The following is a 16864-nucleotide window of genomic DNA, read 5'->3' as shown; positions in this document are numbered from 1 at the left end:
GAAGCCGATCGCGAAGCCTGCGAGCGTGCCCCGGTGCAGGCGAGCGGCCAGGCCGAACGTGCCCAGCAGCGCCCCGGTGGCGGGTCCGGGGCGGGCGGCAACCAGACCGCCGGCCACGTCACGCCGCGTGGACAGCTCGAACGCGGCCGCCGCCAGGGCGGTGACGAACACCGCGACCAGCCCCAGTACCCACCACTGGTCGCCGGCGTAAGGTTCGGTCAGCCGGACCCAGCTGAACGGTGACAGCCAGGCGAGCCAGCCGATGCCGCCGACGTCGGCCAGCGAGCGCAGCGCGAACAGCAGGCCGCCGGCGGCGATCGCGAAGCCGCGTGCCGTACCGGATGACGCGGTGAGCTGCGCGGTGAGGGCGGCCACGGCCGCGAACGCCCAGCCGCCTGCGGCGATGGACAGCCCGAACAGCAGTGAGGAACCCGCGGGCAGGCCGTCCGCGACCAGGGCGGGCACCGACAGCAGGCCCAGCAGCAGGTTGGCGGCCAGCACGACCGCGAGCGCGGCGGCCAGCGGGGCGTGGCGGCCGACGACACCCGAGGCCAGCAGCTCGCGCCGGCCGGTGTCTTCCTCGACCCTGGTGTGCCTGATCATCAGCAGGATGCTGATCAGCCCGCCGATCAGCGCGAGGGACGAACCGAGCGTCCAGGCGGTCAGACCGCCGACGCTCGCGTCGTAGACGGGGCCGCGCATGGCCAGCTGCGCGGGGTTGCTCGCCGAGGCCGCCGCGAAGGCGTCGCGGGCAGCCTGGTCGGCATACAGGTCCGTGGTGGCGGAGGCGACGCTCGCCGGCAGCAGCGCGCTGATCACGATCCACGCCGGCAGTAGCACGCGGTCCCTGCGCACGATGAGCCGGATCAACGTCCAGGTGCCGGTCATCTGGCGGCTCCCTCGTAGTGGCGCAGGAACAGCTCCTCCAGCGTCGGCGGCTGCGTGGTCAACGTGCGTACGCCCGCCCTGGCCAGCTCGGCGAGCACCGCGGTGAGCGCGTCGCCGTCCACCTGGCAGCGCAGCCGGGCGCCGTCCAAGGTCAGGTCGTGTACGCCGGGCAGGGTGGCCAGGCCGGGCGCGAGCCCGACCAGCTCGGCCGTCACCGAGGTGCGGGTGAGGTGGCGCAGGTCGGCCAGGCTGCCGGACTCGACGGTACGGCCGGCGCGGACGATGCTGACACGATCGCACAGCGTCTCGACCTCCGACAGGATGTGGCTGGACAGCAGCACGGTGCGGCCGTTGCGCTTCTCCTGCAGGACGCACTCGTTGAAGGCTGCCTCCATCAGCGGGTCCAGGCCCGAGGTCGGCTCGTCCAGCATCAGCAGTTCCACATCGGAGGCGAAGGCGGCCACCAGCGCCACCTTCTGCCGGTTGCCCTTGGAGTAGGTGCGGCATTTCTTGCGCGGGTCGAGCTCGAAGCGCTCGAGCAGTTCGGCGCGCCGCCGAGGGTCGAGGCCGCCGCGGGCCCTGCCCAGCAGGTCGATCACCTCGCCGCCGGTCAGCGAGGGCCACAGGGTGACGTCGCCGGGCACGTAGGCGAGCCTTCGGTGCAGCTCGGTGGCGTCCTGCCAGGGGTCGCCGCCGAGTAAGGCGACCCGGCCGCCGTCGGCGCGCATCTGGCCCAGCAGGATGCGGATGGTGGTGGTCTTGCCCGCGCCGTTGGGACCGAGGAACCCGTGGACCTCGCCCGTCTCGACGGTGAGGTCGAGCCCGTCGAGGGCCCTGGCCTGGCCGAAGGTCTTGACCAGGCCGTCAGCAAGCACTGCGGCGTTCATTGTTGTCCCTCGACCTTCTCCAGGCCCGTCCGCGCCTGTTCGAACAGCTCGCGTCCGAGGAATTCCGGTCTGATCAGGTCGAGCTGTGCCTTGCCGACGCGCAGCGCACCCTGTGTGGCGTAGAGGTCGGTGCCGAGTGCACGGGAGACGTGCTCGTGCAGCACCGTGATGCCCAGCTTCATCGCGGTCAGCACGGCCGCGCGGGCGCGGTGGTCGGCCTTGGAGAGCTGGTCGTCGTTGGCGAGATGCTCCTCCGTCACGCTGACGAGTTCGTCGAACAGGGCGGCGGCCGCGGGGGAGCGGTCCACGAGCGCGCGTCCGAGGTACTTCATCAAGGGCGGCGCGGTCCGGTGGACGTTCTCGATGAATTCCGGCTTGTCCAGGTTGCGGTCAGTGATGCCTACGTTGACCTGCTCGCGCATGTAGCTGAGGACGTAATCGTCGCAAGCCTGCCTCAGCGCTTCCTTGTTGCCGAAGTGGTGTTGCACCAAGCCGGGCGAGACTCTGGCGGCCTCGGCGATTCCGCGGATCGTGGTGGCCGTGACCCCCTGCTCGGCGAACATCGCCATCGCGGCGTCGCGGATGCGGGCGCGCGTCGTCAGGTCTTCTTCAGATATTGGTCGCACGTCCAAGAGTCTATACAGATGTATTGGCCGCCATGCAAGCGTTCAATGCATGGGCGACCAAGCTTGCTCGAAGTGCTTGGCCGGGGTCGCTGGCAGAGCTCGAAGGACGCGGAGCTCCTCGCCTTGCGTCTGGTTTGTACCTATTGCCGTGCCGGATCCGCCTGACCGATACCCGATCAGGTCCAGCAAGCCGAGCGCGGCGTCCGCGATCACGGTGCCCGGGCCGAAGATCGCAGCCGTGCCGGCCTCCTTCAGCGCCCGATGGTCCTGTGGCGGGAAGACAAGACCTTCTCCGTCGCCTTGGCATCGAACCTGCTCGCGCCGTTGAGTGCGGCGACGGGCACGTCAGGCACCTTGTCCAGCATGGTCTCCACATGGGCATAGTCGAGTACTTTGTCCAGGTTGGCGAAACCGTCATTGCGCACCTCTGGACGCCCCATGAGCATTCCCTGTCCCAAGGCTGGGCGTCGTGTCGACGGCGGGTGGGCAGACACGCCCAAGGGGTGGTGTGCTGACGCCGTACGGTCCGCCGCACTGGCCCTCGGGGATGCCGCACACGTGGCCTGTCCGCCTGGTGAGGTCGGCGGCTGGACGGGAGTGGGGCTGGAACGACGAGCCGATGACGGGGGCACGGGTGAGGCAGTCGGTTGCGGGGCAGCATGCTGGCCGGGCGGTGGGTTCGACTGCATCAGGCCGGGCCGTGGTGGTGGTCGGCGCAGGGCCGTATGGGTTGTCGCTTGCGGCTCATCTGCGCGCGGCCGGGCTCGAGGTCCGGGTGTTCGGTGAGGTCATGGACAGCTGGCGGCATGAGATGGCCACCGGCATGTTCCTCAAATCGACGCCGAAGGCGACCGACCTGTCGGCCCCGGTGCCAGGGGGCCGGCTGTCGGACTTCTGCCGAGAGACCGGCCGCCCGCCGTTGACTGAGCTGACACCGATTCCGTGCGAGGTATTCGCGCGGTACGGGATATGGTTCGCCCGCCGGTTCGCCGGTGAGGTCGAGTCAAGACGGGTGTCGAGCATCCAGCAGGCGACTGAGGGCTTCACAGTGTGCCTGGAGGACGGCGAGAGGATCGAGGCGGCGGCGGTGGTACTCGCCACCGGGCTGAGCGCGCTGTGCCACATCCCGCGCGAGTTGCTGCCGTTGGCTCCGGAGGGGCCGGGAGTCGATGCCGTGCTGTCGCATTCCAGTCAGCAGCGTGATCTGTCCCGCTATGCCGGGAGGCGCGTCGTGGTCGTCGGCGGTGGCCAGTCTGCGCTGGAGAGCGCCGCGTTGTTGCACGAGGCCGGCGCCGGGGTGAACGTGCTGGTGCGGGCTGACCGGGTGCGCTGGGGCGCGCCTGCTGTGGTGCGGCGGCCGTTGCGTCAGCGTCTGGCCCATCCCGATTCCCCGCTGGGAGCGGGCTGGGCGTTGACAGCCGTCTGTCTGGCCCCGAACTGGGTACGCCTGCTGCCCGCCCGCAAACGGCTATGGCTGCATCGACGTGCGTTGGGCCCCTCCGGAAGCTGGTGGCTCCGTGATCGCGTTGAGAACATCGTCCCGCTTCACCTGCAGCGCCGCGTCACCCACGCCCGCCGTGACGGCGCCACCGCGCACCTGACCGTGGGGGGTGGTGAGGGGCCGGCCGAGCTGAGGGCCGACCACGTTGTGGCCGCCACCGGCTACCGCATCGACGTGGATGCCCTGCACATCCTCGCGCCCGACCTGCGCCGCGCCATCGCACGCGTTCCGGGCTCCGCGGCCCCGCATCTGTCGGCCAGCTTGCAGTCGACGGTACCCGGCCTGTACTTCGCCGGAACGATGGCAGCACCCACGTTCGGGCCCATGCTGCGCTTCGTCGCCGGGACCAGGTTCGCCGCTGAACGGATCACCAGGAGTCTTCGCCACCTGGCCACGCTGCCGAGGCGCTGATCGCCTCCTTCCTTCTCAGGTGAGAAGGGCGTGCGGCAGACCGATGACGGCGCCGCCGGCGATCAGCCAGGCGTTGTTGAGCTTGGTCTTCCACAGCAGGGCGAGCACGGCGACGGCCGCGGTGAGGGGGTCGATGATGGCGGGGGGCCGGCTGGGCCCACCATCCACCGCCGGCCGCCAGGGGTGTGCCGCACCCGGGTCGGCGGAGGTCAGCCGCAGGGGCGGGCCGGGCCCGGGTGCGTTCGCAGGTGACGGACTCGCCGTCGGCATGCGGGTGGTGGCGCCCCGCGTTCCACGGGCAGAGCGTGTCCTGGACCTCCAGGACCAGGTCCAGCGAGGTCGAGCAGCGGCGTACACGCGCACGGCGAGCACCAGCGTGACCGCGGCGAACAGCCGGTCTCGGGGCCGGGGCGGGAGGGTGTTCGGTTCGTTCATGGAGACTACGATTGGCGCCGAATGTGCGTGCGTTGTCCGTCGTATGTCACCGCTTCTCGACGGCGCGACCGTGACACAACCATGACACGGCGCGGACGAGGCGGGGACACGGCCGGCCGACAGTGGATGCGTTGACCGGCGAGCGAAGTACGGAGCGTGCTGTGAAACTCGGCGGTGTGTCGCGAGTGTTGTTGATCGAGGATGACCCGGCCGTACGGGAAGGTCTTGAGCTGGCCCTGACCCGGCATGGGCACCGGGTGGGCGCGGTGGAGTCCGGCGAGCAGGGGCTGGATCGGCTCCGTATGGACCTTCCCGACGTCGTCGTGCTCGACCTGATGTTGCCCGGCATGGACGGGTTCGAGGTCTGCCGCCGCATCCGGGCCGTCGGCGACGTACCGATCATCATGCTGACCGCGCGCGGCGACGACATCGACGTCGTGGCCGGGCTGGAGGCGGGCGCCGACGACTACGTGGTCAAGCCGGTGCAGCCCAGGGTGCTCGAGGCACGCATTCGCGCGGTGCTCCGGCGGATCGGCCGGGACCAGGCGGAGCTGGAGCGGCACGGGGACCTGACCATCGATCGGGCCGGGCTGGTGGTCGCCAACCGCGGCGTGCCGATCAGCCTCACTCCGACCGAGCTGCGCCTGCTGCTCGAGCTCTCCGGCACGCCGGGCCGGGTGCACAGCCGCCAGCAACTGCTGGAGTCGGTGTGGGAGCACGGGTATTTCGGCGACTCGCGTCTTGTGGACGCGTGCGTGCAGCGGTTGCGTGCGAAGATCGAGGACGACTCGGCGGCGCCCGTCTACGTGCAGACGGTGCGTGGGTTCGGGTACCGGTTCGGGCCGGTGTGAGCCGCTGGTGACGCCTCGGCCGAGCCTGGGGCTGCGTGCCCGGCTGTTGTTCGCGTTCGCACTGCTGTGTGTGGTCACCGCGGCGTCGGTGGCCGGCGGGAGCTACGTCCAGGCCCGCAACGCCATCCTCCAGCGGACCCAGGACGCCGCGGTGCAGGCGATGACGAACCGCCTGCAGGCGCACTACCCGTTGCCGAGTGCGGAGCCGGGCCTGGCCGAGCTCGACGAGATCGCCGGCGCCGCGACCGACCAGAACAGCATTGCGGTCGCCGTCTACCGCGAGATGCACGCGCCGCTCGCTCCCCCGCTCGCCCCGTCGCTCGCCTCGCCGCTCGCCCCGTCGCCGGGGCGCTGGAGGCCGGGCGAGAGGGTGCCGATCCTGGATCTCGGGATGATTTCACCGGAGTTGCGGCAGGTGGTGGCCAGCGGCCAGACCGCGTGGCAACGTGTGGTGTGGCAGGGCGAGCCCTTCCTGATCATCGGCACGCCGTTGCTGATCGTCGAGCGGGCCCGGACGCGGATGTCCGGCATCGAGGTCTACACCGCGCGCAGCCTGCTTCCCGAACAGCGAAGCATCGACGGGCTCGCCACATCCGCCTGGCTCACCGGCGGGGCGGCCCTGGCGTTCGCGGTCATCCTCGCGTTGCTGGCCACCCGTGGCGTGCTGCGCCCGGTGCGCGAGCTCGGTTGGGCGGCACGCCTGCTGGGCGAGGGCGAGATGCGGACCAGGATCGTGGTACGCGGCTCCGATGAGCTGGCCGACGTGGCACACACGTTCAACAACACAGCCGCGGAGCTGGAACGGCACGTCAAACAGCTTCGGGACATGGAGGCCGACGCCCGCCGGTTCGTGGCCGACGTGTCTCACGAGTTGCGCACCCCGCTGGCCGCGCTCGCCGCGGTCGCCGACATCCTCGACGAGGAGGCGGCCGCGCTGCCCGAGCCCGTCGGCAGGGCCGCCAGGCTGGTCAGCCAGGAGACGCTCAACCTCACCGGGCTGGTGAACGACCTCATCGAGATCAGCAGGTTCGACTCCGGAGTCGCGGCCCTCGCGCTGAACGAGATAGACGTGGCCGAGCTGGTGCGCGCGACCCTACGGACCCGGGGCTGGTCGGAGTCGGTGCATACCGAGCTTCCCTCCTCGGTGACGGTACGGCTGGACCCGCGCCGAGTGGACGTCATCCTCGCGAATCTGGTCGGCAACGCCCTGCGGCACGGCGAGCCACCGGTGTCGGTACGGCTTCGCGTCGACCCTGACTGGATCGCTCTCGAGGTCCTCGACCATGGACCGGGGCTGGACGAAGCGGTGCTGCCGCACGTGTTCGACCGGTTCTACAAGGCCAGCGCGGCCAGGGCCAGGTCCGAGGGCAGCGGCCTCGGCCTCGCCATCGCGCGGGAGAACGCGCGCCTGCACCGGGGCGACCTCACCGTCACCAACGCCCCGGACGGCGGCGCCAAGTTCACGCTGCGCCTGCCACGCCGGGCACACGATCCGGACGGAGGCGCCGAACGATGACCGGGCTCGCCCGCCGCGCGCTCGCCGCGTGCCTCGTATCGCTCGTCGCCGTGGCCGGCTGCGGCGTACGCCCCAGCGACGTCATCCCCGCCGGCGACCCGCCGAGCGGACCCGTCGTACCGACCACGACGATCACCCTCTATCTGGTCAAGAACGGCCGGCTCAGCGCGGTAACGCGGCCTTCCGGTGGTCGGCCGCTGTTCCGAGCGGACACGCTCGCGCTGCTGGCCGCCGGACCCACCGCGAGGGAACAGGCGCTCGGATTCACCACCGACGTCCCGCCCGAAGCCGGCCCGTTCTCGGTGATCGTCAAGACGGCCGGCCACGTGGTGGTGACCCTGTCCGCTCCGGCCGGCGAACTGTCCCCACTGGCCGTCGGGCAGATCGTGTGCACGGTCGCCGCCGCCACACCGCCGGAAAGCCCTGCCCACGTCACCGTCGTCGGTGCCGGGCAGGGCGTCGACCCGCGGAAGTGCCCGGGGTAACGGTCGCGGCCATCCTCTATTCGGGCAGATCGCCGTGGTCCTGGTCAGATTGAGTGGAGCGTGCGGCTGGCGGTGGTGGCGACGTCGATGACATACCCCTACCCGTTCTCCGAACGCCAGGTCGATACCGTTGTCGAATGCCCGGGCCCGTCAACGTCCTGGCTTACGTGGCCCACGCCGGGGTGGGGTCGTCGTCGTGGTGGCGTGCCGCCGCTGCCGGGGCGGTGCTCGAAGTGCCACCACTCGTTGTCGTAGATGCGGTAGAGGTCGTAGCGGGCGCCGTGTTCCTCGAGCCAGCGCGCGCCTTCGTGCGGGCGTACGTCCAGAGCGACGCCCTGGACGTGGCGGGATTCCGCCGGCGGCAGCACGAGCATGCGTGCCAAGGCCGGGGAGCCGCAGCGGCGTACCTCGTCGTCGAACATCCGTTGCTGGACAACGGGATCGCGGTATCCCGAGGTGAGGCCGATGAGCTGGCCGTAACGCCAGAGCGCCTCGGTTCGCGCCGCGGTGAACGCCGCCATGGCGCCGTCGGTGAGCCCGGTGAGGTCCTCGGCGGGGAATCGCATCCGTAACGCCCATTGGCAGGCCACTTCGCGGGCGCGGCCGGGACGGCGGGCGAGCGCCGCGGGCAGCAGGAGCACGGCGAGCACCAGCGTGACCGCGGCGAACAACCGGTCACGGGGCCGGGGTGGGAGGGTGCGTGGTTCGTCCATGACGAACCACGATTGGTGCCGAATGTGCGTGCGTTGTCTGCCGCATGTCACCGTTTCTCGACGGCGGCCACCGTCGGCGCGACCGTGACACAACCATGACACGGCGCGAACGAGGCGGGGACAGGGCCGGCCGACAGTGGATGGGGTTGACCGGCGGACGAGTTGCGGGCGAGCTACGGGGGCGTGCTGTGAATCTCGGCGGCGTGTCGCGAGTGTCGTTGATCTCCGGTAGTCAATGGGCCCCACCGGGCCTTGGTGAAGGCGCGGCAGGAGATGCCACTGCGCGAACCGGCGCTCAATTTCGGGAAGCCGGTGCCGGCACCAGCGTCATCTGGCGGGTGTCGCCATCGCCTCGCTCCTGCATCGGCTCCGGCACGCCGAATTGTCAGATCCTTCCTAGACGGCCACGGCGGGGGCCACTCGTGCGGATCCGATGCCGCGATCGGGCTTGCCGAGGCGGAAGCGTACCTTGCCCTTGAGCACGGTCCCGGACTCGGCCTGCCCGTCCGTGAGACCTTCGCCGGGGAACAGCGTGAACGTCCACCTCTGGTTGGTCTCGCAGTCGGGCAGGTCACATCCACCCTGCAGAACTCGCGCTCCCCAGAGCTGCCGGATCATCAACGTCCTGGTGTCGACACCGGCCACGGTGAACGCCTCTGACGACGCGCCCACGACCTGGTGATGGCTCCCCAGGGACGGCCCGTAGGCGCCGACGACCGTGGCCACCATGTTCCACGGCGACGCCTCACCTCGGATGCCCCGAACCCCGGCCGGCAGCCGCCGGTCGAACACATCCTCAACCGGTGCGCCCAACTGGTCCGCCCGTACGGCCGGGTCCATCGGACGTCGCGTGTCCAGCCTGTCGGGGTCCGGTACGAGCAGGATCCCGTACGTCGTCTCTTCCGCGAACCGGGCGCCGGCGAAGTGGTCGCGCAAGGCGAGCACCGCCCGCTCGGCGGCCTCCCACGCACCCTCCGAGAAGGCCGTCGCCAGGTAATCGGGCGTCACCGCCGGCAGCCCGGCCCGCGCTACCGCTTCCGCCACCGAGCCGCACTGAGCCCAGCCGGAGTCGGCCAACCTCGCGATCTGCCTTTCCATGAACGACGTCACGTGCCACACGGTAGCCGAGCACTGATCGCCAAGACCGCTATTCCATCGCGAACAGCTCGAGCGCGATGCCGTCCGGGTCACGGAACGACAGCACGGCGCCGAACGGCGAGTCGACCACGGGCGAGCACGTGACGCCGAACTGCTCGAACCTGCGCGCCCATGCGTCGAGCGCCGCGCGCGAGGGCACCGCGAACGAGAGGTGGTCGATGCCCACCCTGCGGTGGTCGAAGCCGTCCTCGCGCACATCAAGGTGCTGGGTGAAGCCGACGATCGTGAGACTGTCGTGCAGGCAGATGGTGCGCAGCCAGCGCTCGTCATCCATCGTGGCGTACTCCTTGAAGTCGAGGACCTCGGTGTACCAGCGCACGCTGGCGTCTCTGTCCTTCACCGACAGCGAGATGTGCGACACGCCCGTGAGCTCGGACATAGACCTTGCCTCCTTGACCTTGCCGGACAGAACGGTCTCTCTGGACACCGCACTTTCTCAGAGCGAGACTCAACCAAGCAAGCATTCGGTCAATGAGAGGTTCGCCACGGTCCGGGGTTTCGGCCGGCTGATGTCGCTGGGTCGCATCCAAGCCGCGGGCTCATGGCCATGCCGAGCGGTGGATCCGTACGGCGCGCTGAATGCGCCGACCGCATGCTCATCCACGGTGAACGTCACCTGCGCGTGGTCCTGGATGAGTACATCGCGTCTTGCCGCGGTACACGCCGGTCCGCACGGCTCGCTCTGCGCCCTCGTCGTACCGGCGGGCGCAGATGTCTCCGCGGCCATGACCTTCCAGGTCTGGATCAGTGGCTCAGGGAAATCGTGGAAGGTGTTGTTGAGGGGCTCGACCGGCTGATCGCTTCTTGCCTCGTCAGAGGAAAACGCGAGCAATGTCAAGCCACTTCTGCGCGTCCTCGCCGACTGCCGTGAGGCCGGTCTGGGCTCGGGACCTGCGTTGGGTGACTCGAAGGCAGAAGTCGAGGGCACTGCCCTGAACCCGTTGCACGGCATCTTCCGGGCCCCACACCCAGCTTTGGCCGTCGGGACCTGTCAGCTCGACACGGAACGGCTCTGACGGAGGAGGCAATTGGGCGGCATAGAACGACAGCTCTCGCCCTACCACTCCCAATGAGGCCACATGCTGGAGCCGGCTCGTCGGACGGCGTGCGACACCCGACGCATCGAATACGTCCTGCCCGTGAGCCCACGTTTCCATCAGTCGAAGCGGCACCATGAGCGCTGCGGTCAGCTGCGAGCCGTACCACGGAAACCCATGGTCCAGTGGAACGTCACGTAGCTCCGCCGCCACCTCGGTTCGACCAGCGCGCCATTGTTCCAGCAGCACCGATCGCGGTTTGGCTGCTCCCGCGGCGGCGTCGAGATCAGCGTATTGGCTGCCTGCGGCTTCCGCCTGCTTCAGCACAGCGTCGAACGCCTCCGGGGTCCGAAGAGCGATGAGAACGTTCGCATCAGCTGAAGCAAGATGAGCGATCTGGTGGGCGATCGTCCACCCCGCTGCAGGCGTAGGCTTCGACCAGTCGGCCTGCGCTGATACCAGGGCGTCAAGCTCATCCCCTTCAGCCACCAAGTCGGACAGAGCCCGATCGAGCTCTACACCGGACATGTCAAGGCCGTAATCCAACATCGGTGTCACCTCCACGCATTGACCGCAACAGGCTTGTCCTCTTTGGAGGGGTAAAGTTGATCTGGTCTGATCAGGCTAGCTGAAGTTGATCTCGGCAAGCCGAACTGGTTCTGGTTCACGCTTCGCCGACACCGCCCCTGACAGGTTGGGAAGCGGGCAGCCGCGGTTTACGCCGCTCGCCGCCGCCGCGACCGAGCCACGCGTTGACCTGCTACTCAACCCGGAGGGCGGGGGCGTAGTCCCTCGCGCACACGTCAGCGCCGCCATGACCGGGACCGGGTCGGACGGCCGGCCGACGAGGTGCTGGAGCGTGGGCACGCTCACCAGTTGGTGAAGGCGCCGTCGCGGGTGCGCAGGTGGGGGCGTTCGGCGGCCATGGCCTGGTATTTCCGGGCCTGGGCGCGGTCGATGTCGACACCCAGGCCGGGAAGGCCGGGGACTTCGAAACGGCCGCCGCGGACCACCGGCCGTGCGGTGAACACGTCAGGCAGCTCGGGCAGGGCCTGGTGCTCCTGCACCCCGATGTACGGCGAAGCCAGGTTCAGGTGCAGTGACGAGGCGGCGGTCACCGGGCCGAGCGGGTTGTGGGTGGCCAGTTTGACGTAGTGCGCCTCGCACATCGCGGCGATCTTCCTGGCCTCGGTGAGCCCGGCCGCCACGGCGATGTCCACCCTGGCGTAGTCGATGAGGTCCTGCTCGATGAGCCGCTGGAACTCCCATTTCGACCCGAGTTGCTCGCCCGCCGCCAGCGGCACCGCCGTACGGGATCGCAACGATCGATACACCTCGAGGCTCTCGCAGCGCAGCGGGTCCTCCACGAAGTACGGCTTGGCCGATTCGATCTCGCGGCACAACGTCACGGCCTCGGGCAGGTCGAGCCGTGTGTGCACGTCGAGGATCAGCTCCACGTCGTCGCCCACGGCCTGCCGTACGGTGTGGAACAGGTCGATGCCCCAGCGCATCGAGGCCCGCTGGTCCAGCGTGCCGTCACTGTCGTGGGGTACGGCGAAGCGCAGGTGCCGCCAGCCGTCCCCGGCGAGCGCCCTGGCCCGGTCCAGGAACGCGTCGAGGTCGTGGTAGTCGTCCCCCAGGTGCGCGTAGGCGGGGACGTGATCACGGACCCGCCCCCCGAACAGCTCGTAGACCGGCACGCCCAGCGTCTTGCCCCGGATGTCCCACAACGCCACGTCGATCGCGGCGATGGCGGACGACAGGATCCGGTCGGCGGGGAAGAAGCCGCGGCGGAACATCACCTGCCACAGGTGCTCGATCCTGGCGGGATCCTCGCCGAGCAGCAGCTCGCCCAGGTGGTCGATCGCCCCCGCGACCGCCTTCTGCCGCGATCGGATGCCCACCTCGCCGATGCCGTGCACGCCCTCGTCGGTGTCGACGACGACCAGCATCATGCTGTCGCCGTGCTCGGGCAGGGTGAGCACTTCCCAACCAGTGATCTTCACAGGCGAACTCCAATGAGAACGTTACCGGGATTTTCAGCAACAAAATCATGCAACATCCCGGCGAGGTTGGCCAGAGGCGGATTTAACAGGGTGGTGATGGCGATGAAACGCTCTTGACGCTTCCGGGAACGTTTGCAACCATCCTCCGTACCGATGGCAAGGAGGGCAGCGTGGCAGTGACGATCAGGCAGGTGGCGCAGGCGGCGGGGGTGTCGGTCTCGACCGTCTCCCGCGCGTTCACCGCCCCCGATCAGGTGCAGCCGCAGACCCTGCAGCGCATCAGGGACACGGCCGCGCAGCTGGGCTACGCGCCCAATCCGGCGGCCCGCTCGCTGCGCGGTGGGAAGACCGAGTCGCTCGGGCTGATCATCCCGGACATCGCCAACCCGTTCTTCCCGCCGATCATGAAGGCGATGCAGGCCCGCGCCAGGAGGCTCGGCTACACCGTGCTGGCCGCCGACACGGACGAGCGGGAGTCCGACGAGCTGGAGACCATCGCCGCGGTCTCCAAGCGGGTCGACGGCATGATCCTGTGGGCCTCCACCCTCGCGGAGGACCGGCTCGCCGAGCTGGCCGAGACCATGCCGGTGGTCCTGGTGAACCGGCACGTGCCCGGCATCCCGGAGATCCACATCTCGCTGACCGCCGGCATCTCCCAGGCGGCCGAGCACCTGAAGGCCTACGGCCACACCAGGTGCGTCTTCGTCAACGGCTCGCGGCCCGAGCTCAGCCGCGGCAAGTCGATAAGGGAGGCGTTCGAGGCGCACGGCCTGTCCCTCGTCGAGTTCGGTCCCTACGAGCCGCGCTTCGAAACGGGCGTGCACGCCGCCACCCTGGTCACCTCCTCCGAGGCCACCGCGGTGCTCGCCCACAACGACCTGGTCGCGCTCGGTGTGCTGCACCAGCTCGCCAAGCTCGGCGTCGACGTGCCGCGCGACGTCAGCGTGATCGGCATAGACGACACGCTGCTCGCCGAGACCTCCACCCCGTCGCTGACCACCATCCGCATCTCGGCCGAGGAGCTCGCCACCCAGGCCACCGACCTGCTGCTCGACACCATCGCCGGGCGGGGTGGCGGGCGAGTCGTGGAGATCGGCTCCCGGCTCATCCCCAGATCCTCGACCGGGCCCGTGCACCGCTGACCGGAAGGTCCCGCGGTACGGCGCGCCGTACCGCTATCCCGTCATGCCATCTTTAACACCATTAATCCTGCTATGACCTGAATGCGGGAGTTCAGATGAAGAAGATCACCGCCTCCCTCGGCATCGCCGTTCTGGCCACGGCCGCCGCCGCGTGCGGCTCGTCCTCCGGTTCCGGGCAGGAGTCCGGCACCATCACCCTCAGGGTCCAGGGCATGCCCCCGGCGACCGACAAGCCGGGCCTGGCCGCGTTCGAGAAGATGGTCGCCGACTTCGAGAAGCAGAACCCCGGCATCGCCGTCGAAGGCTCCTCGGCCGCCTACGACCCGCTGACGTTCTCCGCCAAGCTGGCCGGCGGCAAGGTCGAAGACGTGATCAAGGTGCCGCTCACCGAGCCGCAGGGGCTGATCGCCCGCAAGCAGGTCAAGCCGCTGACCGCGGAGCTGGCCAAGTGGCCGCACTACAAGGAGTTCAACCCGCAGGTGCTGCGGCCGCTGAGCGACACCGCCGACCAGGTGTACGGCGTGCCCCAGTCGCCCTTCGCGATGGGGCTCGTCTACAACCGGGAGCTGTTCGAGAAGGCCGGCCTCGATCCCGACCGGCCGCCGGCGACCTGGGACGAGGTCCGGGCCCACGCCAAGCGCATCGCCGAGAAGACCGGCAAGGCCGGGTTCGTGCACGAGTCCAAGAACAACCAGGGCGGCTGGCAGCTCACGAAGCTGACCTACACCTTCGGCGGCGACATGGAGAAGCAGGACGGCGGCGCCTGGGTGGCGGCCTTCAACGCCGAGCCGACCCGGCAGGCGCTGACCCTGCTCAAGGAGATGCGCTGGACCGACGACTCCATGGGCGCCAACCAGCTCAACGACCAGAACGACGTGATCAAACGGTTCGCCGCCGGCGAGATCGGCATGTACCTGGGCACGCCCGGCACCTACCGGCTGGCCAAGATGACCTACGGCATGAAGAACACCGACGCGTTCGGCATCGGCCCGCTGCCCCAGGCGGGCGGGAACGCCACGCTGACCGGCGGTGACGTCTACATGGTGCCCAAGTCGGCCTCCGCGGAGAAGACGGCCGCGGCCGTGAAGTGGCTGCTGTTCGCCTACGCCCAGCCGCAGTACGACACCGGCGCCGCCGCCGAGCGGGCCAAGGCGCTGGCGGCCGACCCGAACGCCGCCGTGGGCGTGCCGACGCTGCCGATGTTCGACGCGGCCCAGCAAGCCAAGATCGACGAGGCTGTCAAGCCCTACGTGAACGTCAAGCTCGAGCACTTCAAGCCGTGGATCGAGGGCACACCCAAGCTCCAGCTCCGCGCCGAACCCGCGGTGCAGGCCCAGGCCGTGTACGCCGTGCTCGACAGCGTGGTGCAGGCCGTACTGACCGACAAGGAGGCCGACGTCAGCGCCCTCCTCGCCGAGGCGGAAGCCGACGTGAACACCAAGCTCGCCGCGAGCCGGCAGTGACCGTCGCGACACGCGCCAGGAGGCGGGGGAACCCCGTCATGGCGTTCCTCTTCCTCATCCCGGCCTTCGTCGCCTTCGGGGTGTTCTCCTACTGGCCGATGATCAGGGGACTGCTGATCTCCTTCCAGGAGACGAACCTGGTCGACCCCGCCACGTGGGTGGGGCTGGACAACTTCACCGCGCTCCTCCGGGACCCGCTGCTCTCCACGGCGATCGCGAACACCCTGCTGTTCGTCGGGCTCGGCCTGCTGATCGGGTTTCCTGCACCGCTGATCCTGGCCACCGTCATGTCGACGGTGAGGAAGGGCGCGGGGATCTACCGCTTCCTCGTCTACCTCCCGGTGGTGGTCCCGCCGGTGGTGGCGATCCTGCTGTGGAAGTGGTTCTACGACCCCGGGCACGGCCTGTTCAACGAGCTGCTCGGCCTGATCGGCCTGGGCCCCTTCCCCTGGCTGGAGTCGCCCAGGACCGCGATGCTCAGCCTGGTCATCCAGTCCACCTGGGCCTGGATGGGCAGCACGGTCCTCATCTACCTCGCCGCCCTCGTCACCATCCCCGCCGAACTCTACGAGGCGGCGCAGATGGACGGCGCGTCGATCGGGCGCAGGCTGTGGCACATCACCTTGCCCCAGCTCCGCCCCACCATCGGCCTGCTGCTGCTCCTCCAACTGGTCAGCACCACCCAGGTGTTCACCGAGCCCTACGTGTTCACCGACGGCGGCCCGGAGAACAGCACTCTCACGATCCTCCTGCTGATCTTCAGGTACGCCTTCCGCGACGGCGACTACGGCCAGGCCGCCGCGCTCGCCTTCCTCCTGGCGATCTTCCTCGGCCTGATGTCCACGATCTACCTGCGGGCCACCCGTAGCTGGAGCTCCGCATGAGCCTGATCTCCCACGTCGAGGAGCGCCGCCCGGCGGTCAGAGCGGCAGTGCGCACGATCCAGTGGCTCACCCTGGCCGTTCTCCTGGTGATCGGCATCGGCCCGCTCTACATGACCGTCAAAGGCGCGGTCTCGCCGGCCACCGACCTGATCGCCGAGCCGCTCCAGCTCTGGCCCGGCGACCCCCGGCCGGAGAACTTCGGCACCGCATGGAACGACCTGGGCATCGGCCACTACCTGCTCAACACGCTCCAGGTCGTCGGCGGCTCCTGGGCCGTCCAGCTCCTCGTCGCGATCACCGCCGGCTACTCCCTGTCGGTACTGAAACCCAGGCTCGGCACGCTGATCTACGGCGCGATCCTGGCCACGATGTTCGTCCCCTACACGGTCTCCATGGCCAGCCTCTTCCTGACCATCATCGACCTGGGCCTCGTCGACTCCTACTGGTCGATCTGGCTGCCCGCGGGAGCCAGCGCGTTCAACGTCCTGCTGGCCAAACGCTTCTTCGACGCGCTGCCGCCTGAGCTCTTCGCCGCCGCCAGGGTCGACGGCGCCAACTCCTGGCAGCTCCTGACCAGGATCGTGCTGCCGATGAGCCGGCCGATCCTGGCCGTCATCAGCCTGATCGCGATCATGCACAGCTGGAAGGACTTCATCTGGCCGCTCGTGGCCATCACCGACCCGGACAAGCAGCCCATCAGCGTGGCCCTGGCCACGCTGGCCGACCAGGCACCGCAGGACATCCTGATCGCCAGCATGGCGATGGCCCTGGCCCCGCCGGTCCTGCTGTTCCTGGTCTTCCAGAAATACGTCGTCGCCGGACTCGGCTTCACCGGCGTCAAAGGCTGACCCAGAAGGCCAA

At 69.2% G+C, this 16864-nt stretch carries 17 protein-coding genes and 1 pseudogene; 8 read left to right on the top strand and 10 right to left on the bottom strand.

Features of this window, described 5'->3' with window-relative positions:
- The 4 genes and pseudogenes from ACFSKW_RS04075 to ACFSKW_RS04060 all read right to left on the bottom strand — a co-directional run.
- Window positions 1–888 (bottom strand): annotated as a pseudogene (locus ACFSKW_RS04075) (ABC transporter permease); the annotation flags it as partial.
- On the bottom strand, window positions 885–1775 hold the full coding sequence (locus ACFSKW_RS04070) for an ABC transporter ATP-binding protein (protein WP_379569265.1): 891 nt from the start codon (window positions 1773–1775) through the stop codon (window positions 885–887). The gene ACFSKW_RS04070 and the pseudogene ACFSKW_RS04075, both read right to left, overlap by 4 nt.
- Window positions 1772–2401 carry a TetR/AcrR family transcriptional regulator gene (locus ACFSKW_RS04065; protein ID WP_379569263.1) on the bottom strand — a complete coding sequence of 210 codons (630 nt, stop codon included), beginning with the start codon at window positions 2399–2401 and terminating at the stop codon, window positions 1772–1774. Before ACFSKW_RS04065 ends, ACFSKW_RS04070 begins: the two co-directional genes overlap by 4 nt.
- Window positions 2402–2652: 251 nt before the next feature.
- Window positions 2653–2841, bottom strand: a complete 189-nt coding sequence (locus ACFSKW_RS04060) for a hypothetical protein (protein WP_379569261.1) — start codon at window positions 2839–2841, stop codon at window positions 2653–2655.
- Between the two features lie 260 nt (window positions 2842–3101).
- On the opposite strand from ACFSKW_RS04060, the gene ACFSKW_RS04055 reads away from it, so the two are divergent.
- Window positions 3102–4313, top strand: a complete 1212-nt coding sequence (locus tag ACFSKW_RS04055) for an FAD-dependent oxidoreductase (protein ID WP_379569259.1) — start codon at window positions 3102–3104, stop codon at window positions 4311–4313.
- A gap of 15 nt (window positions 4314–4328) precedes the next feature.
- Here the strand turns inward: ACFSKW_RS04055 and ACFSKW_RS04050 are convergent, their stop codons facing one another.
- On the bottom strand, window positions 4329–4748 hold the full coding sequence (locus tag ACFSKW_RS04050) for a hypothetical protein (protein WP_465264721.1): 420 nt from the start codon (window positions 4746–4748) through the stop codon (window positions 4329–4331).
- Window positions 4749–4924: 176 nt separating this feature from the next.
- On the opposite strand from ACFSKW_RS04050, the gene ACFSKW_RS04045 reads away from it, so the two are divergent.
- From ACFSKW_RS04045 to ACFSKW_RS04035, 3 genes are read left to right on the top strand one after another with little or no spacing between them, the layout of a single operon-like run.
- Window positions 4925–5599, top strand: coding sequence for a response regulator (locus tag ACFSKW_RS04045; protein WP_379569257.1), 675 nt, complete (start codon window positions 4925–4927; stop codon window positions 5597–5599).
- Between the two features lie 7 nt (window positions 5600–5606).
- Window positions 5607–7115: an ATP-binding protein gene (locus ACFSKW_RS04040; RefSeq protein WP_379569255.1), complete on the top strand. Its 1509-nt coding sequence runs from the start codon at window positions 5607–5609 to the stop codon at window positions 7113–7115.
- Window positions 7112–7600 carry a hypothetical protein gene (locus ACFSKW_RS04035; RefSeq protein ID WP_379569253.1) on the top strand — a complete coding sequence of 163 codons (489 nt, stop codon included), beginning with the start codon at window positions 7112–7114 and terminating at the stop codon, window positions 7598–7600. The genes ACFSKW_RS04040 and ACFSKW_RS04035 overlap by 4 nt, the downstream gene beginning before the upstream one ends.
- Before the next feature lie 98 nt (window positions 7601–7698).
- Here ACFSKW_RS04035 and vanY-N read toward each other — a convergent pair whose 3' ends face one another.
- From vanY-N to ACFSKW_RS04010, 5 genes are all read right to left on the bottom strand, one after another.
- The gene (vanY-N, locus tag ACFSKW_RS04030) at window positions 7699–8313 is read right to left on the bottom strand and encodes a D,D-peptidase/D,D-carboxypeptidase VanY-N (protein WP_379569252.1); all 615 of its coding nucleotides are present in this window, start codon (window positions 8311–8313) and stop codon (window positions 7699–7701) included.
- A 396-nt stretch (window positions 8314–8709) separates the two neighbouring features.
- On the bottom strand, window positions 8710–9423 hold the full coding sequence (locus ACFSKW_RS04025; RefSeq protein WP_379569250.1) for a hypothetical protein: 714 nt from the start codon (window positions 9421–9423) through the stop codon (window positions 8710–8712).
- A gap of 37 nt (window positions 9424–9460) precedes the next feature.
- Window positions 9461–9850, bottom strand: coding sequence for a VOC family protein (locus ACFSKW_RS04020; protein WP_379569248.1), 390 nt, complete (start codon window positions 9848–9850; stop codon window positions 9461–9463).
- A gap of 433 nt (window positions 9851–10283) precedes the next feature.
- Entirely contained in the window at window positions 10284–11057 is a 774-nt protein-coding gene (locus tag ACFSKW_RS04015; RefSeq protein ID WP_379569246.1) for a TIGR03084 family metal-binding protein, read from the bottom strand.
- A 320-nt stretch (window positions 11058–11377) separates the two neighbouring features.
- Entirely contained in the window at window positions 11378–12514 is a 1137-nt protein-coding gene (locus ACFSKW_RS04010) for a mandelate racemase/muconate lactonizing enzyme family protein (protein WP_379569244.1), read from the bottom strand.
- 170 nt (window positions 12515–12684) lie between these two features.
- On the opposite strand from ACFSKW_RS04010, the gene ACFSKW_RS04005 reads away from it, so the two are divergent.
- The 4 genes from ACFSKW_RS04005 (at window position 12685) to ACFSKW_RS03990 (ending at window position 16851) form a co-directional block, all read left to right on the top strand.
- Complete coding sequence (locus ACFSKW_RS04005) at window positions 12685–13656, top strand: LacI family DNA-binding transcriptional regulator (RefSeq protein ID WP_379569242.1); 972 nt, start codon at window positions 12685–12687, stop codon at window positions 13654–13656.
- Between the two features lie 95 nt (window positions 13657–13751).
- Complete coding sequence (locus tag ACFSKW_RS04000; protein WP_379569240.1) at window positions 13752–15119, top strand: ABC transporter substrate-binding protein; 1368 nt, start codon at window positions 13752–13754, stop codon at window positions 15117–15119.
- 38 nt (window positions 15120–15157) lie between these two features.
- The gene (locus ACFSKW_RS03995) at window positions 15158–16003 is read left to right on the top strand and encodes a carbohydrate ABC transporter permease (protein ID WP_379569238.1); all 846 of its coding nucleotides are present in this window, start codon (window positions 15158–15160) and stop codon (window positions 16001–16003) included.
- Window positions 16000–16851, top strand: coding sequence for a carbohydrate ABC transporter permease (locus tag ACFSKW_RS03990; RefSeq protein ID WP_379569236.1), 852 nt, complete (start codon window positions 16000–16002; stop codon window positions 16849–16851). The genes ACFSKW_RS03995 and ACFSKW_RS03990 overlap by 4 nt, the downstream gene beginning before the upstream one ends.
- Window positions 16852–16864: the final 13 nt, after the last annotated feature.

It is taken from the genome of Nonomuraea mangrovi, assembly GCF_042681425.1.
GTDB lineage: Bacteria > Actinomycetota > Actinomycetes > Streptosporangiales > Streptosporangiaceae > Nonomuraea > Nonomuraea mangrovi.
This window is presented reverse-complemented; position numbering and strand designations above follow the sequence as displayed.

Bases quoted from the DNA above. Each gene is read 5' to 3' on its own strand.
- ACFSKW_RS04035 (WP_379569253.1), top strand. From the start codon at position 7,112: ATGACCGGGCTCGCCCGCCGCGCGCTCGCCGCGTGCCTCGTATCGCTC.
- ACFSKW_RS04020 (WP_379569248.1), bottom strand. From the start codon at position 9,850: ATGTCCGAGCTCACGGGCGTGTCGCACATCTCGCTGTCGGTGAAGGAC.
- ACFSKW_RS04000 (WP_379569240.1), top strand. From the start codon at position 13,752: ATGAAGAAGATCACCGCCTCCCTCGGCATCGCCGTTCTGGCCACGGCC.
- ACFSKW_RS04050 (WP_465264721.1), bottom strand. From the start codon at position 4,748: ATGAACGAACCGAACACCCTCCCGCCCCGGCCCCGAGACCGGCTGTTC.
- ACFSKW_RS04070 (WP_379569265.1), bottom strand. From the start codon at position 1,775: ATGAACGCCGCAGTGCTTGCTGACGGCCTGGTCAAGACCTTCGGCCAG.
- ACFSKW_RS04060 (WP_379569261.1), bottom strand. From the start codon at position 2,841: ATGGGGCGTCCAGAGGTGCGCAATGACGGTTTCGCCAACCTGGACAAA.
- ACFSKW_RS04015 (WP_379569246.1), bottom strand. From the start codon at position 11,057: ATGTTGGATTACGGCCTTGACATGTCCGGTGTAGAGCTCGATCGGGCT.
- ACFSKW_RS03995 (WP_379569238.1), top strand. From the start codon at position 15,158: ATGGCGTTCCTCTTCCTCATCCCGGCCTTCGTCGCCTTCGGGGTGTTC.
- vanY-N (WP_379569252.1), bottom strand. From the start codon at position 8,313: ATGGACGAACCACGCACCCTCCCACCCCGGCCCCGTGACCGGTTGTTC.
- ACFSKW_RS03990 (WP_379569236.1), top strand. From the start codon at position 16,000: ATGAGCCTGATCTCCCACGTCGAGGAGCGCCGCCCGGCGGTCAGAGCG.